23 protein-coding genes are annotated in these 22,279 nt (G+C 39.1%); 11 read left to right on the plus strand and 12 right to left on the minus strand.

The window, feature by feature from the left end; all coding sequences use genetic code 11:
- Nucleotides 1-90 precede the first annotated feature (90 nt).
- Nucleotides 91-1,170: a DUF3616 domain-containing protein gene (locus VB733_RS10490; protein WP_323340034.1), complete on the minus strand. Its 1,080-nt coding sequence runs from the start codon at nt 1,168-1,170 to the stop codon at nt 91-93.
- Between the two features lie 334 nt (nt 1,171-1,504).
- Here VB733_RS10490 and VB733_RS10495 point away from each other — a divergent pair, with 334 nt between their 5' ends.
- From VB733_RS10495 to VB733_RS10505, 3 genes are all read left to right on the plus strand, one after another.
- Entirely contained in the window at nt 1,505-2,509 is a 1,005-nt protein-coding gene (locus VB733_RS10495; RefSeq protein ID WP_323340035.1) for a CHAD domain-containing protein, read from the plus strand.
- A 272-nt stretch (nt 2,510-2,781) separates the two neighbouring features.
- On the plus strand, nt 2,782-3,672 hold the full coding sequence (locus VB733_RS10500; protein WP_323340036.1) for a hypothetical protein: 891 nt from the start codon (nt 2,782-2,784) through the stop codon (nt 3,670-3,672).
- Nucleotides 3,673-3,825: 153 nt separating this feature from the next.
- The gene (locus VB733_RS10505) at nt 3,826-4,743 is read left to right on the plus strand and encodes an ABC transporter substrate-binding protein (RefSeq protein WP_323340037.1); all 918 of its coding nucleotides are present in this window, start codon (nt 3,826-3,828) and stop codon (nt 4,741-4,743) included.
- Nucleotides 4,744-4,875: 132 nt separating this feature from the next.
- On the opposite strand, the gene VB733_RS10510 is transcribed toward VB733_RS10505, so the two are convergent.
- A complete protein-coding gene (locus VB733_RS10510; protein ID WP_323340038.1) occupies nt 4,876-5,649 on the minus strand; it encodes an SDR family oxidoreductase in 774 nt (257 codons plus the stop codon).
- A gap of 110 nt (nt 5,650-5,759) precedes the next feature.
- Here VB733_RS10510 and VB733_RS10515 point away from each other — a divergent pair, with 110 nt between their 5' ends.
- Nucleotides 5,760-6,476 (plus strand): winged helix-turn-helix transcriptional regulator, encoded by a 717-nt coding sequence (locus tag VB733_RS10515; RefSeq protein ID WP_323340039.1) that lies wholly within the window; start codon nt 5,760-5,762, stop codon nt 6,474-6,476.
- Nucleotides 6,477-6,661: 185 nt separating this feature from the next.
- On the opposite strand, the gene VB733_RS10520 is transcribed toward VB733_RS10515, so the two are convergent.
- The 5 genes from VB733_RS10520 to VB733_RS10540 form a co-directional block, all read right to left on the minus strand.
- Complete coding sequence (locus VB733_RS10520; protein ID WP_323340040.1) at nt 6,662-7,270, minus strand: heme-copper oxidase subunit III; 609 nt, start codon at nt 7,268-7,270, stop codon at nt 6,662-6,664.
- 90 nt (nt 7,271-7,360) lie between these two features.
- Nucleotides 7,361-9,031 (minus strand): cytochrome c oxidase subunit I, encoded by a 1,671-nt coding sequence (gene ctaD / locus VB733_RS10525; protein WP_323340041.1) that lies wholly within the window; start codon nt 9,029-9,031, stop codon nt 7,361-7,363.
- A gap of 90 nt (nt 9,032-9,121) precedes the next feature.
- Nucleotides 9,122-10,051 carry a cytochrome c oxidase subunit II gene (locus VB733_RS10530; protein WP_323340042.1) on the minus strand — a complete coding sequence of 310 codons (930 nt, stop codon included), beginning with the start codon at nt 10,049-10,051 and terminating at the stop codon, nt 9,122-9,124.
- A gap of 58 nt (nt 10,052-10,109) precedes the next feature.
- Nucleotides 10,110-10,715 (minus strand): DUF2231 domain-containing protein, encoded by a 606-nt coding sequence (locus VB733_RS10535; RefSeq protein WP_323340043.1) that lies wholly within the window; start codon nt 10,713-10,715, stop codon nt 10,110-10,112.
- The gene (locus VB733_RS10540) at nt 10,715-11,212 is read right to left on the minus strand and encodes a DUF2231 domain-containing protein (protein WP_323340044.1); all 498 of its coding nucleotides are present in this window, start codon (nt 11,210-11,212) and stop codon (nt 10,715-10,717) included. The genes VB733_RS10535 and VB733_RS10540 overlap by 1 nt, the downstream gene beginning before the upstream one ends.
- A 1,061-nt stretch (nt 11,213-12,273) precedes the next feature.
- Here VB733_RS10540 and VB733_RS10545 point away from each other — a divergent pair.
- The gene (locus tag VB733_RS10545) at nt 12,274-12,819 is read left to right on the plus strand and encodes a GAF domain-containing protein (RefSeq protein WP_323340045.1); all 546 of its coding nucleotides are present in this window, start codon (nt 12,274-12,276) and stop codon (nt 12,817-12,819) included.
- Nucleotides 12,820-12,835: 16 nt separating this feature from the next.
- Here VB733_RS10545 and VB733_RS10550 read toward each other — a convergent pair whose 3' ends face one another.
- Nucleotides 12,836-13,252: an EamA family transporter gene (locus tag VB733_RS10550; protein WP_323340046.1), complete on the minus strand. Its 417-nt coding sequence runs from the start codon at nt 13,250-13,252 to the stop codon at nt 12,836-12,838.
- Between the two features lie 445 nt (nt 13,253-13,697).
- Between VB733_RS10550 and VB733_RS10555 the strand changes: the two genes are divergently transcribed.
- On the plus strand, nt 13,698-14,864 hold the full coding sequence (locus VB733_RS10555) for a class I SAM-dependent methyltransferase (protein ID WP_323340047.1): 1,167 nt from the start codon (nt 13,698-13,700) through the stop codon (nt 14,862-14,864).
- Nucleotides 14,865-15,450: 586 nt separating this feature from the next.
- Complete coding sequence (locus VB733_RS10560) at nt 15,451-16,323, plus strand: NAD(P)-dependent oxidoreductase (protein ID WP_323340048.1); 873 nt, start codon at nt 15,451-15,453, stop codon at nt 16,321-16,323.
- Nucleotides 16,324-16,381: 58 nt separating this feature from the next.
- Here the strand turns inward: VB733_RS10560 and VB733_RS10565 are convergent, their stop codons facing one another.
- The 3 genes from VB733_RS10565 to coaD all read right to left on the minus strand — a co-directional run bounded on the left by VB733_RS10565 (nt 16,382) and on the right by coaD (nt 18,210).
- Nucleotides 16,382-16,645 (minus strand): DUF3146 family protein, encoded by a 264-nt coding sequence (locus tag VB733_RS10565; RefSeq protein ID WP_323340049.1) that lies wholly within the window; start codon nt 16,643-16,645, stop codon nt 16,382-16,384.
- Between the two features lie 429 nt (nt 16,646-17,074).
- Nucleotides 17,075-17,749, minus strand: coding sequence for a DivIVA domain-containing protein (locus tag VB733_RS10570; protein ID WP_323340050.1), 675 nt, complete (start codon nt 17,747-17,749; stop codon nt 17,075-17,077).
- Entirely contained in the window at nt 17,659-18,210 is a 552-nt protein-coding gene (gene coaD, locus VB733_RS10575; protein WP_096610706.1) for a pantetheine-phosphate adenylyltransferase, read from the minus strand. Before coaD ends, VB733_RS10570 begins: the two co-directional genes overlap by 91 nt.
- 530 nt (nt 18,211-18,740) lie before the next feature.
- Between coaD and lgt the strand changes: the two genes are divergently transcribed.
- The 3 genes from lgt (at nt 18,741) to VB733_RS10590 (ending at nt 20,997) form a co-directional block, all read left to right on the plus strand.
- Nucleotides 18,741-19,616, plus strand: coding sequence for a prolipoprotein diacylglyceryl transferase (gene lgt / locus VB733_RS10580; RefSeq protein ID WP_323340051.1), 876 nt, complete (start codon nt 18,741-18,743; stop codon nt 19,614-19,616).
- Between the two features lie 166 nt (nt 19,617-19,782).
- The gene (gene cobM / locus VB733_RS10585) at nt 19,783-20,595 is read left to right on the plus strand and encodes a precorrin-4 C(11)-methyltransferase (RefSeq protein WP_323340052.1); all 813 of its coding nucleotides are present in this window, start codon (nt 19,783-19,785) and stop codon (nt 20,593-20,595) included.
- Nucleotides 20,596-20,643: 48 nt separating this feature from the next.
- Entirely contained in the window at nt 20,644-20,997 is a 354-nt protein-coding gene (locus VB733_RS10590; RefSeq protein ID WP_323340053.1) for a phenylpyruvate tautomerase MIF-related protein, read from the plus strand.
- Between the two features lie 73 nt (nt 20,998-21,070).
- Here the strand turns inward: VB733_RS10590 and VB733_RS10595 are convergent, their stop codons facing one another.
- Entirely contained in the window at nt 21,071-21,616 is a 546-nt protein-coding gene (locus VB733_RS10595) for a DUF2382 domain-containing protein (protein ID WP_323340054.1), read from the minus strand.
- A gap of 350 nt (nt 21,617-21,966) precedes the next feature.
- Here VB733_RS10595 and VB733_RS10600 point away from each other — a divergent pair, with 350 nt between their 5' ends.
- Complete coding sequence (locus tag VB733_RS10600) at nt 21,967-22,182, plus strand: DUF2839 domain-containing protein (RefSeq protein WP_323340058.1); 216 nt, start codon at nt 21,967-21,969, stop codon at nt 22,180-22,182.
- Nucleotides 22,183-22,279 lie beyond the last annotated feature (97 nt).

Here is a 22,279-nt window from a genome sequence, read left to right on the forward strand (position 1 = left end):
CAGGCTTTAAATAATCTTTAATGAATGGGGAATGAGGTACTGAATATTAATAATACATAATTATTTACCTATTCCCTATTCTATCTTTTCCTATTTCCCAGTCTCTAAACTAAACACATCAGCAAAAATACTATCTTCACCAATAACTCTTTTAGTTTTTGATGGTGAATCATAAACTACTAGTAACGAAGATTTCCCCAATATATCTGTAAATAAAGTTATTCCCTCTGCATGATCATCTCTATTTCCATAGGGAATTTCCAGAGCTAATTCGGGTTCCTTAAATATATCTGCTTGTAAATCGCCACTCTCTTTTAACCTATATACTTGTACTGGTCCGTCTAAGTCCATTGTTGGTCCTGCTAAAATTAGCAAATCGCTGCCTTCGCGACATAAATCTCGAATACCTAAGCCATTTAAGAAAAGAAAATGTTTTTTATACCCCTTGGCATCTTCACCAATTGGGGATAATTTTAACAATCCAGAAATACTTTCTTCTAATGCTATTTCTAGAATTACAGCCCAACCTCGCAAAACTGGACCACGCAAACCGAGAAAAATTCGATTACCTTGAGCCTCAATGCCTTCAATATCAAATCCGTTGTCTTTACCTGGAATCATTGCTTGAATAAAAGCACCTAAATGTGGATCATCTGCTAGTGCTTCCATCAGCAGATTACCCATTGGTGTGATTTCGAGTTTAGCTGCACTCAATTGGCGAGTGGAATCTTTTGGATGTGGGCATGATTTCAGTAATTCTCCATTTACAAGGGGAATACGCCCCAGGATATAACGGTTAGGTTCAGTTGCTATTTTTGCTAGTCTTTGCACATTTTTAGCATCGGTTTTTTCTGGTTTTGGCTTTTTACGTTTGTAGCTATGGGAACCTACAAACCAAAGATAATAGTCATCGTATGCTAATCCCTCGATGTCAATTTCTTCTGATGGTAGAGCTGGGAGACTGATGAAATCTGCTACTTGATATTGTTGGTGTTTGGCAAAATTATCGGCATCAATCAGACTGAGACGTTCTATTGTCGAGGTTTCGTCAGAACCTAACCAGAGGTGCTGTTCGGGAGATAGTAATACTGCTGATATGTCTTCTCTGTGTTCTTGAAAACTCTGATTGAATTTGAGTAGAATTTGTTGAATCGGTTGAGAATTATACATCTGAAATACAAGTTGAAAGTATGGCACTATAATTATAATGTGCGTTTTTCAACTCATCACATCATGTTATTTCGAGAAAATATTACTGAAGAGAAACAATAGAAGTATCACAATATTAAATTTATTAGCGTATACATATAACGTTGGACAGAGTTAGTATATGCTGTATGCCATGTAAGCTGGAATTTAAGTCAAATTTGTTATTGTTTTAATTTTCTCTTTAGCAGTTAAGGGAAAATTGTCATCCCAAATTTACAAAAGATGTATAAGTAGTGAATTGTAATGTTTTCAAACTGAGTAAAGCTTAAAAATCTATCAATATACTGGTGTCATCATGACTTTAGCAACAACACCTATCATCAATAATTTAGGCGACTATACTTACCAAGCAATACAAAAGCACTTTAAAAAAATCTTAAAGTGGGAAAAGTCTGTAAAGAAAGATGAAGACCCAGAAGCCTTGCATCAAATGCGTGTGGGTATGCGACGGTTGCGAACCGTGGTGAGTAGTTTTAGTTTTGTTTTAAGTTTGCCGAAATCTGTAAGCGATCGCAATATTGGTAAAATTGCTCGCAAGTTGGGCGAATTAAGGGATTTAGACGTACTTAAGGAAAATATAGAAGCAAATTTTCAAGCGAGTTTACCTTCCCCAGAACTAAAATATCTCCAAAAAGTGTTTGATGTCTTTCACGAACAGCGCGAAAATGTAGCAGTGAATGTCACCAAAACATTAAAAGATGTAGCTTATAAATCACTCAAGTCTTCTTTAAATGATTGGTTGGCAGAACCAAGTTATCAAGAATCAGCCACACTGGTGATTGAACTAGTGCTTCCCGATTTACTTTTACCGGAAGTAAGTGCATTTTTGCTACATCCCGGTTGGCAATTTGGAAGTTCATGGCATCAAAATATTTCAATTGACAAGTCATCTAAATTATCGGAATTGCATAATTCTATAAAATACAACTTGTTAGCAGGAAATAATGAAGTTCTGCATAGCTTGCGAAAACAAGCAAAACGACTGCGTTACCAAATGGAATTATTTGTTGACTTTTACGACGAAACCTATGCAGGGTATTTAGCTGAAGTCAAGAATATTCAAGAAATATTGGGAGAAATTCACGATATTGATGTTTTAGAAGAGTGGTTTGTAGATATTTTCGGCAAAGAATTTAGTGAAAAACTGCCAACATTTGTGAATTTGCTTGCAGAAAAACGTCAGCAATTATGGCAAGAATGGCAACCTTTACAAACACGTTATCTGCAATTGGAAACACGTCAACAACTGCATTTAGCGATTTTACATCCAATGCGATCGCCTGATATCATGTCCAGTTAAATACTTATTATTAAGACTGAGACGGAGATTTAGAGAAGCGGGGACGCGGAGAAATTTTAATTGTCAGTGATTAGCCGAACATGATATGACTCTTTTACGGAGAAATTATTACCAGTAAATCAGGAAAACTAGAAATTACAATTTTTGAGAGCTTTTATATTCATCTCAATTGCCTTATTTATTAAAAATTAGGGTGGAAATCCGTCAAATAGTCCCGACATTGCGACAAAATAGTTCACATACATGATTGTGTAAGCTCAAGAGTGCAAGCAATGGTGACACCGATTCGCATCCTCCTACAAACCACAATTCCCACAACCACAGATGACTGGAGTATTGCCCGTTTCTCGATGCTACATGACTATTTAGCATCATTACAGGACGAAGCAGGTAATCCCTTATGTCAAGTGGTTGGACGAGACAGAGTTACCGATATTGAAGGTAATGATCCAATTCTTAGTTCCCTCGATCAATCTGATTTTGATGAACTTTGGTTATTTGCGCTAGATGTTGGTGACGGTTTGAGTGAGAAAGATATCGCCGGTATAAATGCATTCCGCAAACGCGGAGGTGGTATCCTGACAACCCGTGATCATCAAGATATGGGCTGTTCCATGTGTGGTATTACTGATATTGGCGATACCCATTATTTCTACAGTCAAAATCCCGATCCTGACGACACCCGTTTAAATCGCGATGACCCCTACACGACCTATATTAATTACCCTAACTACCATTCTGGAGCCAACGGAGACTATCAAAAAGTTACTATTGTTGAACCAGTTCATGAACTTTTGAAAAATCCTCATTCACCATCAGGAATAATTGAATTATTCCCGGCACATCCCCATGAAGGTGGCATTGGCGCAGTTCCCAATAATCCCAATACACGAGTAATTGCCCTGAGTAAAAGTCTAATTACTGGACGTGATTTTAATTTAGTAGTAGCAATTGAGCATCATCGAGATACAGAAGGAAATATGTTAGGTAGGGCAGTAGCAAACTCTAGTTTTCATCACTTGGTTGATTACAATTGGGATATTGAAAAAGGTTGTCCAACATTTGTAGATGAAGCCCCAGGAAATGGGATGAAAAATGAACCACACGCATTAGATGATATCAAAGCTTATGTGCGGAATGTGGCTTTGTGGTTAGCAAATTAATTAAATATTTCCTACCGTAAATTGTCTCTAATTTTCTCTTCCAGGGTGTTTATAAATCATCATTTGTAGTGATGCAATGTGAATGCAATATGATGCGATCGCGTAGTCAATATTATCAGTGATTAATTATCAACTTTAAGAACCAAAGTACCCATGCATTACCGCTTAGTTCAATCATTTTTCGCTATTCTCTTCAGCCTCATTTTTGTTGCTTGTACTCCATCAATCACCCAACAACCAACAGTAAATAATACCCAAAACACCGCAGATAGAGTAGTTGCCCTCACATCACTAGCGGCAGACATAATTTACCAACTAGATAAAACAAAACTTGTTGGTATCTCCGGTACACAATTAATTAATAATGATATTCGCTTCCAAGATATTCCCCGCGTATCCGAAGGTAGAACTCAGCCAAACTTGGAAAAAATTCTTGCCCTCAAACCTGATTTAGTCATTGGCGCATCAGGTTTTACAGACTCAACAACTCAGCGCTTAAAACAATTAAACATTAATACATTAGAAACAAAGACTAATAGTTGGCAAGCACTAGAAGAATTAACCAAAAGTTTAGCACAGCAAATTGGTGCAGACCCGCAACCATTATTAAAACGGTATCAATCTTTTTTATCAACAACTCAAGCTAATACAAGCCAATCTAATTCCAAAACAAACAATATTTCCACTTTAGTTCTAGTCAGTCTTCAGCCAATTCTGGCACCCAACAAAAATAGTTGGGCAGGAGATATGTTACAGCAATTTAACGTCAACAATATTGCCGCAGAATTACAAGGAAAAAGTCCCATACCAGGATATTTAACCCTTTCAGCCGAAAAAATATTAGAAACAAACCCAGATACAATCATTGTTGTCAATTCTCCCCAAGCTGGTTCCGGGAACGAAGTAATTAATGGATTGAAAAAACAAGCATTTTGGCAGAAGTTAAAAGCAGTACAAACTAATCAAGTTTATGTTTTTGAATATAACGGGTTAGTAAATCCTGGAAGTATTGACTCCATTGAAAAAGCTGCACAAAAACTTCAGGAAATAGTTAAAACTGAGGATAAATGAATGCGATCGCATATCGCATCCATCTACTCAAATGTAAATAAAAACACCATGCTTTTCACGATTAAGCACAGTGTCAAGATATAGAAAGCTTTGTAGATAAAGAACTACTGTTTCAATATCTGTATTTTTATACTACGCATTCGTCCCAGCTAACATCATACCAGGTAGAAAACTTGCCATATATTTCTCTACCCCTTTGGGATCGGTGAGTAACTGTGCAGAAACCTGTGCAGCTTGTTCACCAGGATAAACATCCTCCACACCATCAATTACCGCTTGTAAAGCCGAAGAAGCGACTTCCGCAGGTGCTACCTTGGGATTAGGCCAATCCTTCGCTAACTCAGTATCCACTGTTCCCGGCATCACCGCAACAACCAGGGTCTTTTGTACAGCAAGTTCTGCCCGCACACCTTGAGTCATTGATATTGCAGCAGCCTTAGAAGCGCTGTAAGAGCCACTAAAGGGTAGATTAACTTTTCCTAACAGTGAGAGAATATTGACGATCGCACCGCCTCCATGTTGTTTTAAAATAGGTGCGAAGGCACGACACATGGACAACATCCCAAAGTAGTTGACCTCCATTTCATTTCTCGCACTATCGATATCTGATGCGGCAATTAGTCCCTGATTGAGCGATGTTCCGGCATTATTAATTAACAGAGTTACATCCTGGCATTGGGATGCTGCATTTAAAACAGATTGAGGATTTGTGACATCCAATTCAACTGGAATAATGCGATTGTTGTCAGTATTGCGATCGAGTGCTAGCAGAGGATTGAGTTTTGCCAGATTACGAGCGCATACATATATCTTGGCGACACCTAAACCTAGTAATTGCTCAATAAAGTGAGCGGCAATTCCACCATTTGCTCCCGTAATTAATACAACTGCACCGCTAATTTGCATATTTTATTTTCCTTTGAGGTATGTTACCAGAAGATGTACACCAGTAATTATGCTGCTGGTTAATTCCCAGAGCGCCTAAATTATAATATTCAAGGGTTAATAGTTACCAAATGGATACTAATATCAAAAAATATTCCTGTCCTGTAGAAGTGACAATTGAAGCAATTGGTGGTAAATGGAAATGCCTTATACTTTGGTGGTTGAGACGAGATGCTCGACGTTTTAGCGAGTTAAAGTTATTAATTTCCAATATTACCCAGAAAGTATTGACTCAACAATTGAGGGAATTAGAAAAAGAGGGTATAATTTATCGAGAATCATTTCCAGAATTCCCACCTCGCGTTGAATATGCTCTCACCCCCCACGGTAAAACTTTCACCCCAATTACCGAAATGATGTGCGAATGGGGAAGAAAACATCGAGTAGAGTATCAATTTAATTATTGTCGCTTGGAAAACATGAGGATTTTGGTGCTATCACCTGACGCAACAGCACTTTGTCGCAACCTTGAGGAACGTCATGCAGTAGCGATCGCTCTGATTACCATCGACGATATGTTCGATGCAATTAATCTGGTTAAACCGGATGCGATGTTGATAGATTTAGCTTTTATAAATAACGATGATACTGATTTACTGACTGCTCAGATCAAACAAATTCAGAAAAATACCCGTAAATCTATACCAATAATTGCAATCGTTTCCGGTAACAATTCAGAGGAACGTGGACGAGCGTTTAAAATGGGGTTTGCCGTTCATATCCCCAAACCCGTGGAAACAATAGAAATGGTCTCTACTTTAGCTAGTTTAATGGCGAAAAATGTGTAAATTTATAGTTGAATAATTATATTTACTGCTTTGGGAAAGGGAATTATAGATTCGCTGGATATTGCGATCACAGTAATTTTAGTAATTTTAGTAATTTTAATGATGTACGAAATTTACCACAAACAAAAGAGACGTTACATCTAACGTCTCTACATTGACATAAATATTTTTGAATCTGTCACTACTTACTGCCAAATGTAAATTAAGATAAACAAAATAATCCAAATTACATCGACGAAGTGCCAAAATAACGAAGTCGCAAACACACCATAATGCCCATTATCGTAATTTCCCGGTAGGAAAGAACGAATCAAAATCATTGCTTGCAACAAAATGCCAGTTAAAACATGCAACCCGTGAAATCCAGTCAAGAGGTAGAACATCCCACCAAAAACGCCAGTGGTGAAGCCAAATTCTAAGCCACCCCATTCCACCGCTTGACCGTATAAAAAGTAACTACCCATTGCCATTGTTAGCAGTAAAAATATGCGAAATCCCCAGAGATTATGGCGTTGTAAAGCCTTCTCTGCCAGGTAAATGACAAAACTACTCGAAACCAGAATGACAGTGTTAATTGTCGGCTCTTTTACTTCCAATCCAGTGACACCAGCAGGCAACCACTCGGCTGTAGTTAATTTAGTGACAGCATAAGCCGCAAAAAAGCTGAGGAAAATCACACTTTCCGACAGTAGGAAAACTATAAACCCATACTGTTTATTGGCTTCCTCATCATGTTCATGGGCGATCGCATGTTCTACGGAATGCTGTATACGTGTATTAACAGAACTTTCCATTGATTTATTGGGTATTGGTTAATGGGTATTGGTAATGGGGATTGGGTATTAGGGATAATGCATTACGAGTTTTCCCCTTACCCTTTCCCGCTACTCCTGATGATGGGAACCTGCAACCAACGGCTCATTTGTACCGTAACCATAGGGTCCAGAAACAACAACGGGAATTTCTTCAAAGTTCTCGACCGGTGGAGGTGAAGAAACTAACCATTCCAAACCAATTGCTCGCCAAGGATTATCTGGTGCTTTTTCACCGTTAATCCAAGAACTAATCATGTTCAAGATGAATGGTAGTGTAGACATACCTAGCAAGAATGCACCAATACTGGCGATTACATTCCAGAAAGTATATTCGGGATCATATGATGCGACTCGACGCACCATCCCGTGTAATCCTAATGGGTGCATCGGGAAGAAGTTCAAGTTAGTACCAATGAATGCTAACCAGAAGTGTAATTTACCTAACCCTTCGTAATACATACGTCCGGTCATTTTTGGAAACCAGTGATAGATAGCGGCAAATAAGCCCATCGTCACTGTTCCGTAAAGGACATAGTGGAAATGTCCGACAACAAAATAGGTGTTGTTGACGTGAATGTCGATGGGAACTGAAGCCAGCATAATGCCAACGACACCAGCAAAGACAAACATGATCAAACCACCCAACGCAAACAGCATCGGTGTTGTCAGGCTGATTTTACCGCGCCACATTGTTGCCACCCAAGCAAATACTTTGATACCTGTGGGGACGGAAACGAACATTGTCGAAATCATGAAAATAATTCGCATCCAACCAGGTGTGCCGGAAGCATACATGTGGTGAACCCACACCAATGCACTCACACCCGCAATCATCAACGAGGAAATGGCGACGACTTTGTAACCAAATAGGGGTTTACGGGAATAAACGGGGAATATTTCCGAAAAAATCCCGAATATTGGCAGAATAATTACGTAAACGGCAGGGTGGGAATAGAACCAGAATAAGTGCTGGAATAAAACAGGGTTTCCCCCATTTGCTGGATTAAAAAATGCTGTGCCGACACTCAAGTCAAACAACAACATAATCGCCCCCGCAGTCAATGCAGGTAATCCAAATAACTGAATAATCTGAGCGCTAAAAACTGCCCAAACAAATAAAGGCATCCGAAAAAAGCTCATTCCTGGGGCACGCATTTTCACCACAGTGGTGACAAAGTTGACTCCCCCCATAATTGAGGAGACACCGGAAATTGCCACCGCTAGTAACCAAATAAATTCACCATTAATTAGGTTACCTGTAGGATTTTGGATACTAACTGGGGGATATGACCACCAACCAGCTTGTGCAGGTCCACCGGGAACCAAAAAGCTTGCCATCAGCAACGCACCGGAAACTGGAACCATCCAGAATGCAGCTGCGTTGAGACGAGGGAATGCCATATCTCTCGCCCCAATCATCAAGGGTACGAGATAGTTAGCAAATCCGACGAGGGAAGGGAATGTCCAACCAAATAACATGACTGTTCCATGCATGGTGAACAAGCCATTGTAAACGGTTCTATCTACTAAATCAGCTTCTGGGGTCAGCAGTTCACCCCGCATAATCATGGCGAAGATACCGCCAACTAGAAGGAAAAAGAATGAAGTCACAAGATATTGAATACCAATTACCTTGTGGTCGTGACTGAAGCTAAAGTAAGTTTTCCAGGTTGTCGGAGGTAGATGGTGATGTTTCTCTAAGACAACGCTGGAGACTCTTTCAACGTTGGTGTTGGTCATGTTTGGTTAATTGCTATGGGGTATTAGTTATTAGTTATTGGGTAATGGTTATTGGTTCTGTGTGAATAACTCATAACTCGTAACTAAATATCAGCCTGAATAATTGACTATGGGAGGTGCTGCGGGCACTACTGTTTGCCAACCGTTTTGGAAGGGTTTTGATTGGTTGGCTGCGTATTCTTGGGCAGCTTGATTTTTGGCTGGGGCTGGTTTTTTATTTGCTGCTTCCTGTAACCAATTTTCGTATGCTGCTGATGAATCGACGACAACATTGGCTTCCATCGCCGCGAAATATGTACCGCTAAATTGCGAGTCCATCAAACGGTATGTACCTTCGCGAGTCGGAGTAAATTCAAAGTCAATTGTGTGTTTGGGAATGATGTCTTGTTTAACTCGGAATGCAGGTACATAAAAACCATGAAGAACATCTTCCGACTGTAATGCTAGATGAACTCGCTGATTTACAGGTAAATGTAATTCGGTACTGGAGACATTCTTGTAAGGATAATGAAATTCCCAAGCCCATTGTTTGGCAATAACATTAATGGTTCCGTTGCCGATCGCTTCAGATTCTGGTTCAACTGCTGGTTTTTTATCCCAAGGGAATGCATATGCTGATTCCATTGCTTTGGGCAGATGCAAATGCATAACTTCCATTGGTCCGCGAATCGCCATTTGTTCGTAGACTTGGTAACTGTAAGTGGCAATCCAAATTACTAGAACAATGGGTATTGCTGTCCAAACTACTTCCAGAGCAATATTTCCTTCTATGGGAGGACCATCGCTGGTGTCGTTAGGTGCTGCACGGTGAAAGGCAATTGAATACAGTAGGATGGCTGTGACACCCAGAAAAATAAACGATGCAATGACGACTAGAAAACTAAATAAGTCATCAATTAGACGTGATTCGGCTGCGGCTTGAACTGGGAACCAAGAATAGGATTGTTGTCCCAACCAAAGACTTGCCGCAGTTATCGCGATCGCACTGACGATGAGTACAAAAATGTTTCGGATCATCATGGTGTGGGGAATGGGGAATTGGATATTGGGTAATTAACCAATAACTATTAACCAATAACTACTTTAAAAATGCGTTGGGATTTTCACCTGCACGGAGGAGATAATCGGCTGTGTTGTGGACTCCAAATTCTGCTGCTAGTTGTGCGCCTAAAGTACCATGTACATACAGCAGAAACATGACAGCCATACCTGCGACTAAATAAGTCCACTGCACTTGACGGTCTTCTTCTTTACGCCAAACAAAGCGCTGTAATCCTCGCCAAACAGTCATGCCGACGATGATAGCTAGTAAGAAAACTCCGCCAACTCCATGCCAGAGCATTGTTTCCATTGCTTTCAATCCCCAGGCACTTTTCACTTCTACCGAGGGTTCTGCCAGCATCATTTCGTAGAAACCAGCAGCTAAAGTGAAAAATGTGATGATTGCTGAACCCAGCATGTTATACCAACCAACATCAAAAAAGTTGGAACGTGTTGCTGGAAGTGCTAAAAATTTGAAGATGGGTTGCTGTAGCGGAAAAAGTACCCCCACAAAATCAAAGGTAATACCAATGATGAATAAACCCAGTGTCAGGTGAACTAAGTTGGGATGAATGGGGAAAACGTAAGGAAGCCCGTTTGTACCGAGTTGCGATCGCAATTGTTCAATTAATCCTGTTTCCATTACAGCACTCCTTCTTTGACTGCTTCAACTACTGGTACTGTATGTAAGCCATATACCCAAACCAGTTCGTCACCGAGATAAACTTGCAAAAATACCAAGCAAGCCAGCACTAATCCTAAACCAAGATAGGGAATCGGTAGATTATTTGGGGTTTTTAAGCGAATTACATAACGCCAAGCTGTAATCGCTGCAATCACTCCTGACAATGACCAACCAATCAGCGTGTGCATACTCAATATTGGTTGCACCACATCATAGGGTTTTGCTAATCCGGCTTCAAATTGTCCAAAAATAATGGCGACGAAAATCGCGACTGTCGCCAGACACATATTCCACCAACTTACCTCAAATAAACGCGAGTTTTTGGTAAAGTAACCAATCACATCGCAGGTAAAGGAAAACAATACCATCGCAATTACAAAGTGAACCACAATTGGATGGATGGTATCTGGATATGGTAAGTTGTGGTCGTTTAACTTGGGAATCAGGTCAAGCATAGTGTTCTCCTGGGTGCATCTCCTGAACGAAATAAAACTTTACAAGTTCCTTCTTTCAAATTTTAAGGACTTGGATAATTTAAAAAGTTTAAATTGCAACTTTTATGATTTTTTGGTATTGATTGATGCGATATATTTTGGTGGAGCATTTATTTAAATTTATTGTCATCGCAAATCTAGCAATTGCTCATAGCAACGCCGAGTCAATTATCCTGGATATAGACTAATAGTCAGGGTCAGAGTTAAGTAGTAAAAATGCTTGATAGCTTGGCTTTCAAAGCTAAATACTATAATTCCTTGAATGGCAAAGTGCTGTAATTGTTTGTCTTTTCTACCTATATAGTCTTTTTGTCATCCGATCACCTTTGTTGAGCAAGTCATGGTAAATAACTCCATGAGTAGATGACATTGCAAAACTATTTATTTGATTATAGCTTTATATTTCCTTAATCCAATTTAAATTGGTGAAAAAATGTTACTTGTCAATAACAATTAAATTTGGCAAAATGTTAGCGAGAAACATTTTGATCAAGAATTAATTCTAAATTATTTGCAGATAAACAATAATTTTAAATTAAATCAAAATTTGATTATGCATCTGGCTTTTTCAAGTCATTTAGCTAGATTTAGTAAAAAATAAAACCCGAAAAGATTATAGTGCCCATCTTGATGAGTTTTCATTCTAACTACATACTTACTGAACAGTGCCTCAGCAGCTTAACCCTTGATTTACGTAAAGAAAAGTTTCACTTTGCAAAAAAATACTACATAATATTAAGGAATTGATGGTTGTAAATGCTTGTGTTTTGGGGCAAAATTGTCTCGAATATCCAAAAATAAAGTTTTGATTTCATGATTTCCATCAGCTTCTATTATTCCAGTTAAAATTAGATGAATATCGAAATTGCCCAATCATTCCCAGTAATAATAGAACTGTGAGAATGGGGAAAAGGTTAAGATAAAATTAATCACTAAATGAGATAAATGTGGCGATAATAGAAAGTATGTGATTACGTTGTAATTTTTCAGTTTCTAGTCTGTCAGCATCCATTATTTGAGTCGTGCAAATCAATTCATCGTCAGAATTTAATCACCCCAATTCAAGTAGAGATTGCTTCGAGAGCGGATTACAATCGGTGCTTTATCGGTTGTATCGGACAATCGAACGCGATCGCCTGGTTTGGAAAACAGTCAATGACTTGCGCGACTCGCTTCAAGTAAATCGCGTGGTTTTGTACTATTTTTATGATCGCTGGCATGGACAAGTGACTTTTGAGGCATTGAGTTCACCAGAGTATTCGATTTTGGGTTCTACAGGTGCGGATGATTGTTTTAATGATGAGTATGCGGGACTATATTTAGCTGGACGAGTACGAGCTATTAATGATATTGAAACGGAGCCGATAACAGATTGTCACCGAAATTTTCTACGGGATTTGCGAGTTCGTGCGAATCTCGTTGTCCCTGTTTTAATCCCCAAAGGATTGTGGGGTTTATTAGTCGCCCATCATTGTGAGGAACCCCGTGTTTGGTTGCGATCGCATGTAGAATTGATGCAGCAGGGGGCAAATACTTTAGTCACAGCACCTTCTATTTTCAACTCGTAAATATTTTTGAATCTTTTTAAGCACAGAGTAATATGAGAGATGCGATCGCGAGACAAATCCCAAATCCCTGACGTAAAGAAATTGGCTCTTGCAGTATTAAAAATGCTAAAACAACTGTTACGCCTGGGTATAAGGAAGTTAAAGGTAATACGATGGCGACAGAGCTTTTACTGACAGCTATTAAAAAAAATAATGTGGCGCTAGCACCTGCAATACCAATTAAAATAGCGTAAAAAATACCACGAATATCACTTTGCCATTGTATTTTCGTAGTGGCTATTAATATTAGAGCAACTGCAATACTACCAATAATGTCATATACTAAAGCACTTTTTGGCTCGATATAATTTGTTGCTAATTTGCTGAAAAACCCCCAGATACCATATAAAAATAGTGATAATAATGTATAGACAAGCCAATTTTGTAAAATCATAAGAGTTTATTTATAAACATTTATAAACTAAAGCTAAAGACCAAAAAAAGATTCTTTATTGTATTTTCAGCATATAGCATAATGCTAGTTTTGTTTTGTAGGAAAATGAATTAATACTGATAGAATTTAAGTTAAATATTAACTTAAAATATACTTGATAAAATCTCTAAGAGAGCATTTATAAAGTAAATTGAAGGATAGTCGCGCAGGGAGAAACCCGTTTTCTCATCAAAAGTTCAGATGATGCTCGATACTTAAATCCAAGAAACTGTTTTGTTTTATCTTAAGGTTTACTCTATACATAAGCTCTAATATCCAATCTGATTAATCAGTTATTATTAATTTTTCTCCGCATCTCCTCCTCAGTGTTATCGTCATTATTTAGGTGAACCTGACATAACCATTAGTAAAATTAAAATTATTAACTCTGGAATCCTCACTATAAATGCAATCTAATTCTGCCCTAATTGATGCAATCATTGAACAGATAAAAGTAAATGCCAAGCAGCGTATTACTTTTGCTGAGTATATGGATATGGTGCTATACCATCCTACATATGGTTATTATTCCACCCAAGCATTGAATATTGGTAGGGAAGGAGATTTTTTTACTTCGGTTCATCTTGGGGCTGATTTTGGCGAAATGTTGGCTGTACAATTTGCTCAAATCTGGGAAATTTTAGGTAAACCTGCACCTTTTGTTTTGGTGGAAATGGGTGCTGGACAAGGTTATTTGGCTGAAGATATTTTAAGCTATTGTCAGCAACAGTATTCAGATTTATTTGCGGTTTTAGAATACATTATTATTGAAAAATCTCCAGGATTAAGGAAAGTACAAAAAGAAAAGCTGCAAGATTTTGCACAAAAAATTACTCTCAAGTGGTGCAATTGGGAAGAGATAGAAAATAATTCAATCGTTGGCTGTTTTTTTTCTAATGAATTGGTTGATGCTTTTCCTGTGCATCAGTTTACTTTGGAATCTGGAAAGTTAAGGGAAATTTATGTAGGATTAGGAGAATATCCGCATTTTATTGAAATTATCGATGAACCGTCAACACCTAAACTAAGTCAATATTTGGAATTAGACAAAATTGATATTAGTCATTATCCAGATGGATATCGTAGTGAAGTAAATTTAGCTGCACTTGATTGGTTAAATTTAGTAGGAGAAAAACTACAAAAAGGGTATATTTTAACAATTGATTATGGCTATCCAGCGAGTCGTTACTATAATCCTCGAAGAAATCAGGGGACTTTGCAATGCTATTATCAACACAAACGTCACGATAATCCTTATATTTTAGTCGGACAACAAGATATTACAGCCCACGTTGATTTTACTGCTTTGGAAAGATGGGGAGAAAGCTGCGGTTTGAATAAAGTTGGATTTACGCAGCAGGGATTATTTTTAATGGCTTTAGGATTAGGTGAGAGAATTGCTTCCCTTTCTGTTTCTCAGCTTCCCCTGCTTGAGATGTTACGTCGCCGCGACTCATTACATCAATTATTAGACCCTTTGGGGGTTGGTAATTTTGGGGTACTATTACAAAGTAAGAGATTAACTAATGTAGAAGCTACACAAGTATTAAAAGGACTAGCAATACCAGAATAATTCATATTCTTTTAATCCATCCTATCCCAACAAAGCTTAACTATTAAGCACTCAGCAGGTAGATTTGATTATATACCCAAAGATAGTATATTTGACTCCCAGAGAGGAAGCACTATGCTCACCTGATTGGTTTTGGCTGTCACCACGTACTTAATTATTAGCTAGCAAAAATTAAAACATAATTAATCTTGGCTAAAATATTAGTCAGTTAGGTGTTGTAATGATTACAGTCTAGAAAGAAACGATTCAAAGGTGTAAAAACAATGACTACTCACGACTTATTAATGTTAGTTGGATTACTCACTCCTGGAATTTTGCTTTCGGTAATAATTTTAAGTACATTTGCAGCTGGAGGTTAATTTTAATTTTATTATGTGCGATCGCAATTTTAACGCTGCGATCGCCAAAAGAATTGTTTAGCGGTAACAGTTAAATCAAAGATTGGATGCTTTACTCAGTATATTGACTATATTTACTATTTACAAATTACTAATTCACGATGAAATGTCGATTTTAGCTATTATTAATAACCAATTAGGTAGGATAGATATAAACACAGCAAGAATAAGTATTAGGAAAGCAAAGCATGAAGGTGGCATTTCTGGGGACTGGATTAATGGGGCTGCCAATGGCGCAGAGGTTGTTGGGGGCTGACGTACAGCTAATTGCCTACAACCGCACCCCAGAGAAATTAGCACCACTTCAAGCCGCAGGAGCAGAAATTGCGGTTCATCCCCGTCACGCTATTCGTGCTGCGGATTATGTGGTTTTGATGTTGACAAACGCTCCCGCTATTTACAGTGTTCTATTATCCGATACTTCGTGGCGATCGCTTGCTGGGAGAACTGTTATCCAAATGGGAACTATTACCCCAACTGAAAGCAAAGAAATTCGCGATGCTGTGGTTGCTGCGGGTGGAGAGTACATAGAAGCCCCCGTTTTAGGCAGCATTCCCGAAGCTCAAGCTGGAAAGTTAACGGTGATGGTGGGAGCGCACCGAGAACAGTATCAAAGAAACCTAGAAATACTTAAGTATTTCGGTTCCGAGCCAGTCTATGTAGGACAAGTAGGAACTGCATCAGCGTTAAAATTAGCACTCAATCAATTAATTGCTTCGCTAACAGCCTCATTCGCACTCAGTTTGAAGTTTGTCCAGCGCCAAGGTGTTGATGTTGATATCTTTATGCAAATTTTGCGCGAAAGTGTCTTGTATGCGCCGACATTCGACAAGAAATTGCCCAGAATGCTCGATAATAATTACGACAATCCCAATTTCCCTACAAAGCATTTACTCAAAGATACAGATTTATTCATCGATGAAGCAAAAAATGCTGGTTTGAATGTTAATAGCATCGAAGGTGTACGAGCCATACTCGATACAGCAATGCGAATGTCGTTAGCGCAGGCTGATTATTCGTCACTTTTTGCAGCTTTAAGTTCGCCAAATGATGCTGGCTAATTTGTAATTGTAATTGGCAATTACGAAATCATGACTCAGCATTCCTCACTCAGCACCGTTATAGTTCGGCTCGAATCGTAAATGCATAATCTCCACCCGGTTCGAGTTGATAATCTTTTTGCTCCAAGAAACGTCCAAGCGGTTCTTTGATTAAAGCACGCCCCTGGGATGGTTGAACCGTCAGTTCTGCTTGGCGGAAATCCCATTGGAAGTGCCATTCAAAATCACCTGCATGGACTTCGCCTTCGAGTAAGCCGTGCTGCCAGGATTGGCGGATAATCCTAACATGGGCAGTTGTTTCGGGTAGACGTTTGGCACTCACAATCCTTTATCGCCAGGTTTAGAGAACAGTTTGGTAATTATAGCTTTACATTTATTCAAAATATATCAAACTCAGAAGCAAGCTATAGATGTCAAAATCATGATTTCACATAATTTTATGCATATTAATCACTAAGCAATAGTTTTTAAAAGCACATATACTGACTGAGTTTGGAAATTATATATCAATACAGTTCAGTTAAGAATATAAATCAATTACTACAAATAAAACAAACCGACTTTTTGCAGGGGGTTTGGGGGAGAATCCCCAATACGGTTCAGTTAGGGAGGAAAAGAGTAAAAATAAGACTTAAATCATCCGTACACTATTGATTCTAAAAGCCAATAGCTAATCGCTAATCGCTAATAGCTAATCGCTAATCGCTAACAGCTAATAGCCAGACTCTTTTTTCTCTTTTTTCAGCAAGCCCTACTTCTTTTTCCCTGACGAATTATTGGGGTTAAGTTGCTGTCTGCCATTACGAATAATACGCATCATCTCATTTAAATCTTCCTCAATGTGTTCTAAGACACTATCAGCATACTCATCAGCACCTCGTTCAATTTGTTGAGCTTCTACAACAGTACGTTGTCGCATATCCTCTAATTCCTGTTGGCATTGGCGACGTTGGAGATCGATTTCCTGTAAAGTTTCTTGCATCATTGCGTCACATTCTTGCTGCACCTTCCGGTGTATTTGTTCAGCTTCTCGTTCGGCTTGGCGAATGATGTCATTTTCATCCAAAATCTGGGTGCGTTTAGCTTGAGCCGCATCCACTATTCTCTGTCCATACTCTTCTGCCTCTAGCAATATTTCCTCTTTTTGCTGAATTATTGACGCTGCCTCGGCAAAAGCTTGCGGCAATGACATTCTAATAAAATCAAGCAAATCAAGCAGCTTTTCTTCGTCTACCACAGTCCGCCGCGTTAAAGGGATGTGGAAACTTGAGAGAATCATTTCCTCTAAGCGGTTAAGTTCCTGCTGAATGTCCAAACTGTCCCCTGATGACACTTCTACAGGGGAGACTCCGTTGGGGAGTTCTTGAGGGATGGGACTGCTTCCGTTTTGTTCGGATTCGTAACTTGATAATTTTGGGCGTAGCATTGGTATATATCTAAAGCAACGTGCGGAGGGACAAGATGATTGACAGAGCCACCAAACCTTGCAATCTCTTTTACCACACTACTACTTAAAAAACTATACTCATTTGATGTCGCCAGAAAAACAGTTTCGATTTGAGTCGAAAGAGTGTTATTGGTGTGCGCCATCTGGAGTTCGACTTCAAAATCAGAGATTGCCCGTAAACCCCGCAATAGAACTTCTGCTTGGCGCATCTGGGCGTAATTTACAGTTAATCCGTCAAAGCTATCGACTTCAACGTTGGGTAGATGTTTTACTGATTGACGAATTTGTTCTATCCGCTTTTCTACGGTAAACAATGGTGTTTTATTGGGGTTACGCAAAACAGCAACGATTACCCACTCAAACAACTTTGCACCACGCTGGATAATGTCGAGATGCCCTAATGTAATGGGGTCAAAGCTTCCGGGATAAATGGCAATCACAGGTATAGATGCCTCAAAGTTGTTGCAATTGGAGTGATTACTATGATACCCACATAAGATTATGCTTGGAGATTAATTGTTGATCATTTAGTCACCAGTATCTAACACCAATTCTCCAAAAGAAAACAACCGATGGTGACGCGGAGACGCGGAGATGGAGAGACAGGGAGATTCATCTTATGTGTTGCCAGATTTTGGAGAAACGATACAAATAGCAATTCTCCAAAAGCAACCACAATATCGGGGACGCTGATAATGAGAGGGGGTGATGCCGAGATTGAGATGTAGTTAGATTTTAGAGAAATAGTATGCAAGTGCTATATGATACATTATCTGCTTTAAAGATGGAGATAACTCAAATATAGAAGGCGAAATTTACGTTTCTATACAGCCAAGGCGAATTACAATCAATCCTGTGGTGAGTTTGGAGTTTGAAGTTACACGCAAAAATAATATTAGACAAAATATTTTACAGGGGATAATACCTGGCGTTGTTTGGAAAAACTTTTAACTTTTATAGGAATTTGTACATGACACTGGATTTAACTATTTTGCCTTTGGCGTTTCGCTTTACTTCCCCTGGACCAATTGTATTTCAACTGGGACCAATAACAGTACGTTGGTATGGCTTGCTAATTGCTACAGCTGTGCTTCTAGGTGTGACTTTATCTCAATACTTGGCGAAGCGTCGTCATGTTAACCCAGATTTATTAAGCGATTTATCGATTTGGTTAATTATTGGGGCGATTCCGTTTGCGAGACTATATTACGTTATTTTTCAATGGGCGGAGTATGCACGCAATCCGGGAAAGATAATTGCGATTTGGGAAGGGGGTATAGCCATCCACGGAGCCATAATTGGTGGAACCTTAGCGGCTTTAATTTTCTGTAAATTAAAAAAAGTTGCTTTTTGGCAAATGGCTGATTTGGTTGCGCCATCACTAATTTTAGGACAGGCGATCGGGCGTTGGGGAAATTTCTTTAACTCCGAGGCTTTTGGTAGTCCTACCAATCTACCGTGGAAATTATATATTCCTCGCGATCGCCGTCCCCCAGATTTTCTCAATGTTGAGTATTTTCATCCGACATTTCTCTACGAATCAATCTGGGATCTAGGAGTTTTTGCTTTACTACTAACTCTATTTTTTCGGAGTCTGCAACAGAATAAGTCCAAATTAAAAGTTGGCACGCTATTTCTAATTTATTTAGCAGCATACAGCTTAGGTCGATTGTGGATCGAAGGACTGCGAACCGATAGCTTAATGTTGGGACCACTGCGAATAGCACAATTTATCAGCCTCATTGGTATTGGATTGGGTATTTTGGGGCTGTGGTGGCTTTATCTCAAAAATCGTCCCCTTCCTGATGTCGTTGCTGCTGTTGATGAAACTGAGAATGCGGGATGAGTAGAAATAACCAAAAATAAAAAATAAAAAATGCCCCAGAGTATTCTCTAGGGCTTAACCAGGGTGCATCTACCAATCACCTCTACTAGATATAGGGGCATCATCCGGAGAGTCACTGACAAAATTCCCAATTTTTTTTTCTTGATAAATTTTTCTGCCTGTTTTTATGCGTGATATTACTTTAGAACTTTGTCGCGAAAATTCCAATTTCCTCCTCAAACCTGCGGTCTATATTATTGGTGCTGGTCCTGGAGACCCTGATTTATTAACAGTTAAAGCACTCAAAATTTTAACTAGGGCTGATGTAATTTTATTTGCAGATTCTTTGGTTCCAGTCCAAATACTCGATTTTTGTAAACAGGATGCGAAAATCATGCGGACGGCGAATAAGACTTTGGAGGATATTTTGCCTGTCATGGTTGAGGAGGTGCGTCGGGGAAAATCTGTCGTTCGCTTGCATTCTGGTGATCCTAGTTTATATAGTGCCACTCATGAGCAAATGCACTTACTGGCTGAAGCAGAAGTTCCTTTTGAAGTGATTCCGGGAATTAGCGCCTTTCAAGCGGCGGCGGCGAAACTCAAAGTCGAATTAACTGTACCAGGATTAGTCCAGACTATTATTTTGACGCGGATTAGTGGACGCACGGAAGTTCCAGAAAATGAGGAATTAACTGCGTTGGCGGCGCACAAAGCTAGCCTGTGCTTGTATCTCAGCGCTCGTCATGTCGAAAATGCACAAGCTAAGTTATTGGCACATTATCCTGGAGATACACCTGTAGCTGTTTGTTATCGCTTGGGATGGGATGATGAAAAAATTTCGGTTGTGCCTCTAACCGAGATGGCAGAATTTACGCACCAAGAAGAGTTGATTCGCACCACACTTTATGTGGTGAGTCCGGCGCTGGCTGAAAATAATCATCAGAATCAGCGATCGCATCTTTACCATCCTGCCCACAGTCGTTTATTCCGCGAAGAATAAAAAGAGGTCAGATAATCTAAAATCTAGTTATCAAAATCAATCAAAATTATGCCATTAATTAAAGTCCAAACCTCGGTTTCTGCACCTGCAAAAAATGATGTGGAAGCAATGTTAAAAATTTTATCGGCAAAATTAGCTAAACATACTGGCAAACCTGAATCCTATGTGATGACGGCATTCGAGTCAGATGTGCCGATGACGTTTGCGGGAAATACTGAGCCGACATGTTATATCGAAATCAAAAGTGTGGGTTCGATGCAGTCTGAGCAAACTCAGTCGATGAGTCAAGATTTTTGCCAGGAAGTTAATCAAGTTTTGGGTGTACCTAAAAACAGGATTTATATTGAGTTTGCTGACTCTAAAGGTTATATGTGGGGCTGGAATGGGTCAACTTTTGGCTGAAAAGAGTCATCAAGTTAGTAGATAGTGCCAAAAATTTATCACTACGTCATTACCTAGCTGGGTATTGTGTCGCTTACTTCCCCGTGGCATTCTGCGAAGTACGTGCAAACCATTCTTGGTATTGCTGTTGATGCTCTTCGTCATCTACCGTAATGGTAATGTGAATACTTTTGCAGCCATTGTGGCGTTCCATGGCGATCGCATTTAATAATAAACTAGCTATTTTGGGTGAGGTAAATTCACCGCTAACTGTTAACTCGCTACTTAATTGCTGATTTTGGTTGATGGTTTCGCGTATTTCTGGTGATGTTAATTCAATTCCAGAAATTTCTTCCCCACCTAAATCAATACTGGCTAATTGCTTATTTTCAGGGCTAATTTGTTCGACAATTAATATTTCGCGGCGAACTGGAACCGTCACCATCCGAGTTTCAATCTCTTTGCGAATCACAACTTCGCCAACTTTTTGTTTTGTGCGATCGACAATTAATCTCTCTTCTAGCAATCTCAGAATGTCTCCATTGGCTGTTTCTATTTTAGTTTCTATTGGTTCTGATGTTGTGCGATCGGTAAAAGTGACAGTATCAGGATTAATTGAATTATCTAGGTTGGAGTTCATTAGTTTTCACCTTTAGTTTTATATTTGCAGCTGATTGGTAATATTTCATGGAGCGGATACCTTCAGACATGCTTAGTAACGAACAGAAAATCAAGCGGTGCTGAAGCTCACACCCTCCTATTTTTACTTTTCTGTCAATGTATAAGTCTTAAAGTAAAAGAACTTTACAAACAGATGGAATTAATCATGATAAATGTGGTGGCACAGTATGTTTGCTCCAAGCAAGATGATTCACTCCCATTCATTAATTATTAACCATTGCTCATCCCCAAATTAAGCTATTATCAGCATTAGAGGTCTTGAGTCGATAAGATTTTGAATTTTAAATTTTGAATTTTGAATTAGCGATTATGGGTGAAGCAAAACGTCGGAAATCAGCACTGGGAGAAAAATACGGTCAAGGAGAAAACATTCTACCGTGGGTTCCCATCACTAAGAGCCAAGCAGAACAATTTGTCAAGCTTACGACTCGTGGTGCTTGGTTTGGTATTGGTGCAATGGTAGCTATCTGGGTTACTGTCCGTTTTATTGGTCCTGCTTTCGGTTGGTGGCAAACTCTCGATTAATGTTACACACAGGGAATTCTTGAGAAGAATACTCAATAAAAATTCTTTTGAATATCTTTGTATGGGGGCTTGGTATTGCATCAAGCCCTAATTTTTT

It is taken from the genome of Calothrix sp. UHCC 0171 (genome assembly GCF_034931845.1).
Classification (GTDB): domain Bacteria; phylum Cyanobacteriota; class Cyanobacteriia; order Cyanobacteriales; family Nostocaceae; genus Brunnivagina.

Excerpts from the sequence above, each read along its gene's own strand:
- ctaD (WP_323340041.1), bottom strand. The coding sequence starts at position 9,031 with ATGACCAACACCAACGTTGAAAGAGTCTCCAGCGTTGTCTTAGAGAAA.
- VB733_RS10540 (WP_323340044.1), bottom strand. The coding sequence starts at position 11,212 with ATGCTTGACCTGATTCCCAAGTTAAACGACCACAACTTACCATATCCA.
- VB733_RS10505 (WP_323340037.1), top strand. The coding sequence starts at position 3,826 with ATGCATTACCGCTTAGTTCAATCATTTTTCGCTATTCTCTTCAGCCTC.
- VB733_RS10550 (WP_323340046.1), bottom strand. The coding sequence starts at position 13,252 with ATGATTTTACAAAATTGGCTTGTCTATACATTATTATCACTATTTTTA.
- VB733_RS10535 (WP_323340043.1), bottom strand. The coding sequence starts at position 10,715 with ATGGAAACAGGATTAATTGAACAATTGCGATCGCAACTCGGTACAAAC.
- lgt (WP_323340051.1), top strand. The coding sequence starts at position 18,741 with ATGACACTGGATTTAACTATTTTGCCTTTGGCGTTTCGCTTTACTTCC.
- VB733_RS10570 (WP_323340050.1), bottom strand. The coding sequence starts at position 17,749 with ATGCTACGCCCAAAATTATCAAGTTACGAATCCGAACAAAACGGAAGC.
- VB733_RS10510 (WP_323340038.1), bottom strand. The coding sequence starts at position 5,649 with ATGCAAATTAGCGGTGCAGTTGTATTAATTACGGGAGCAAATGGTGGA.
- VB733_RS10530 (WP_323340042.1), bottom strand. The coding sequence starts at position 10,051 with ATGATGATCCGAAACATTTTTGTACTCATCGTCAGTGCGATCGCGATA.
- VB733_RS10495 (WP_323340035.1), top strand. The coding sequence starts at position 1,505 with ATGACTTTAGCAACAACACCTATCATCAATAATTTAGGCGACTATACT.
- VB733_RS10560 (WP_323340048.1), top strand. The coding sequence starts at position 15,451 with ATGAAGGTGGCATTTCTGGGGACTGGATTAATGGGGCTGCCAATGGCG.
- VB733_RS10500 (WP_323340036.1), top strand. The coding sequence starts at position 2,782 with ATGGTGACACCGATTCGCATCCTCCTACAAACCACAATTCCCACAACC.
- VB733_RS10600 (WP_323340058.1), top strand. The coding sequence starts at position 21,967 with ATGGGTGAAGCAAAACGTCGGAAATCAGCACTGGGAGAAAAATACGGT.
- VB733_RS10520 (WP_323340040.1), bottom strand. The coding sequence starts at position 7,270 with ATGGAAAGTTCTGTTAATACACGTATACAGCATTCCGTAGAACATGCG.
- VB733_RS10515 (WP_323340039.1), top strand. The coding sequence starts at position 5,760 with ATGGATACTAATATCAAAAAATATTCCTGTCCTGTAGAAGTGACAATT.
- cobM (WP_323340052.1), top strand. The coding sequence starts at position 19,783 with ATGCGTGATATTACTTTAGAACTTTGTCGCGAAAATTCCAATTTCCTC.
- VB733_RS10590 (WP_323340053.1), top strand. The coding sequence starts at position 20,644 with ATGCCATTAATTAAAGTCCAAACCTCGGTTTCTGCACCTGCAAAAAAT.
- VB733_RS10490 (WP_323340034.1), bottom strand. The coding sequence starts at position 1,170 with ATGTATAATTCTCAACCGATTCAACAAATTCTACTCAAATTCAATCAG.
- VB733_RS10555 (WP_323340047.1), top strand. The coding sequence starts at position 13,698 with ATGCAATCTAATTCTGCCCTAATTGATGCAATCATTGAACAGATAAAA.
- VB733_RS10595 (WP_323340054.1), bottom strand. The coding sequence starts at position 21,616 with ATGAACTCCAACCTAGATAATTCAATTAATCCTGATACTGTCACTTTT.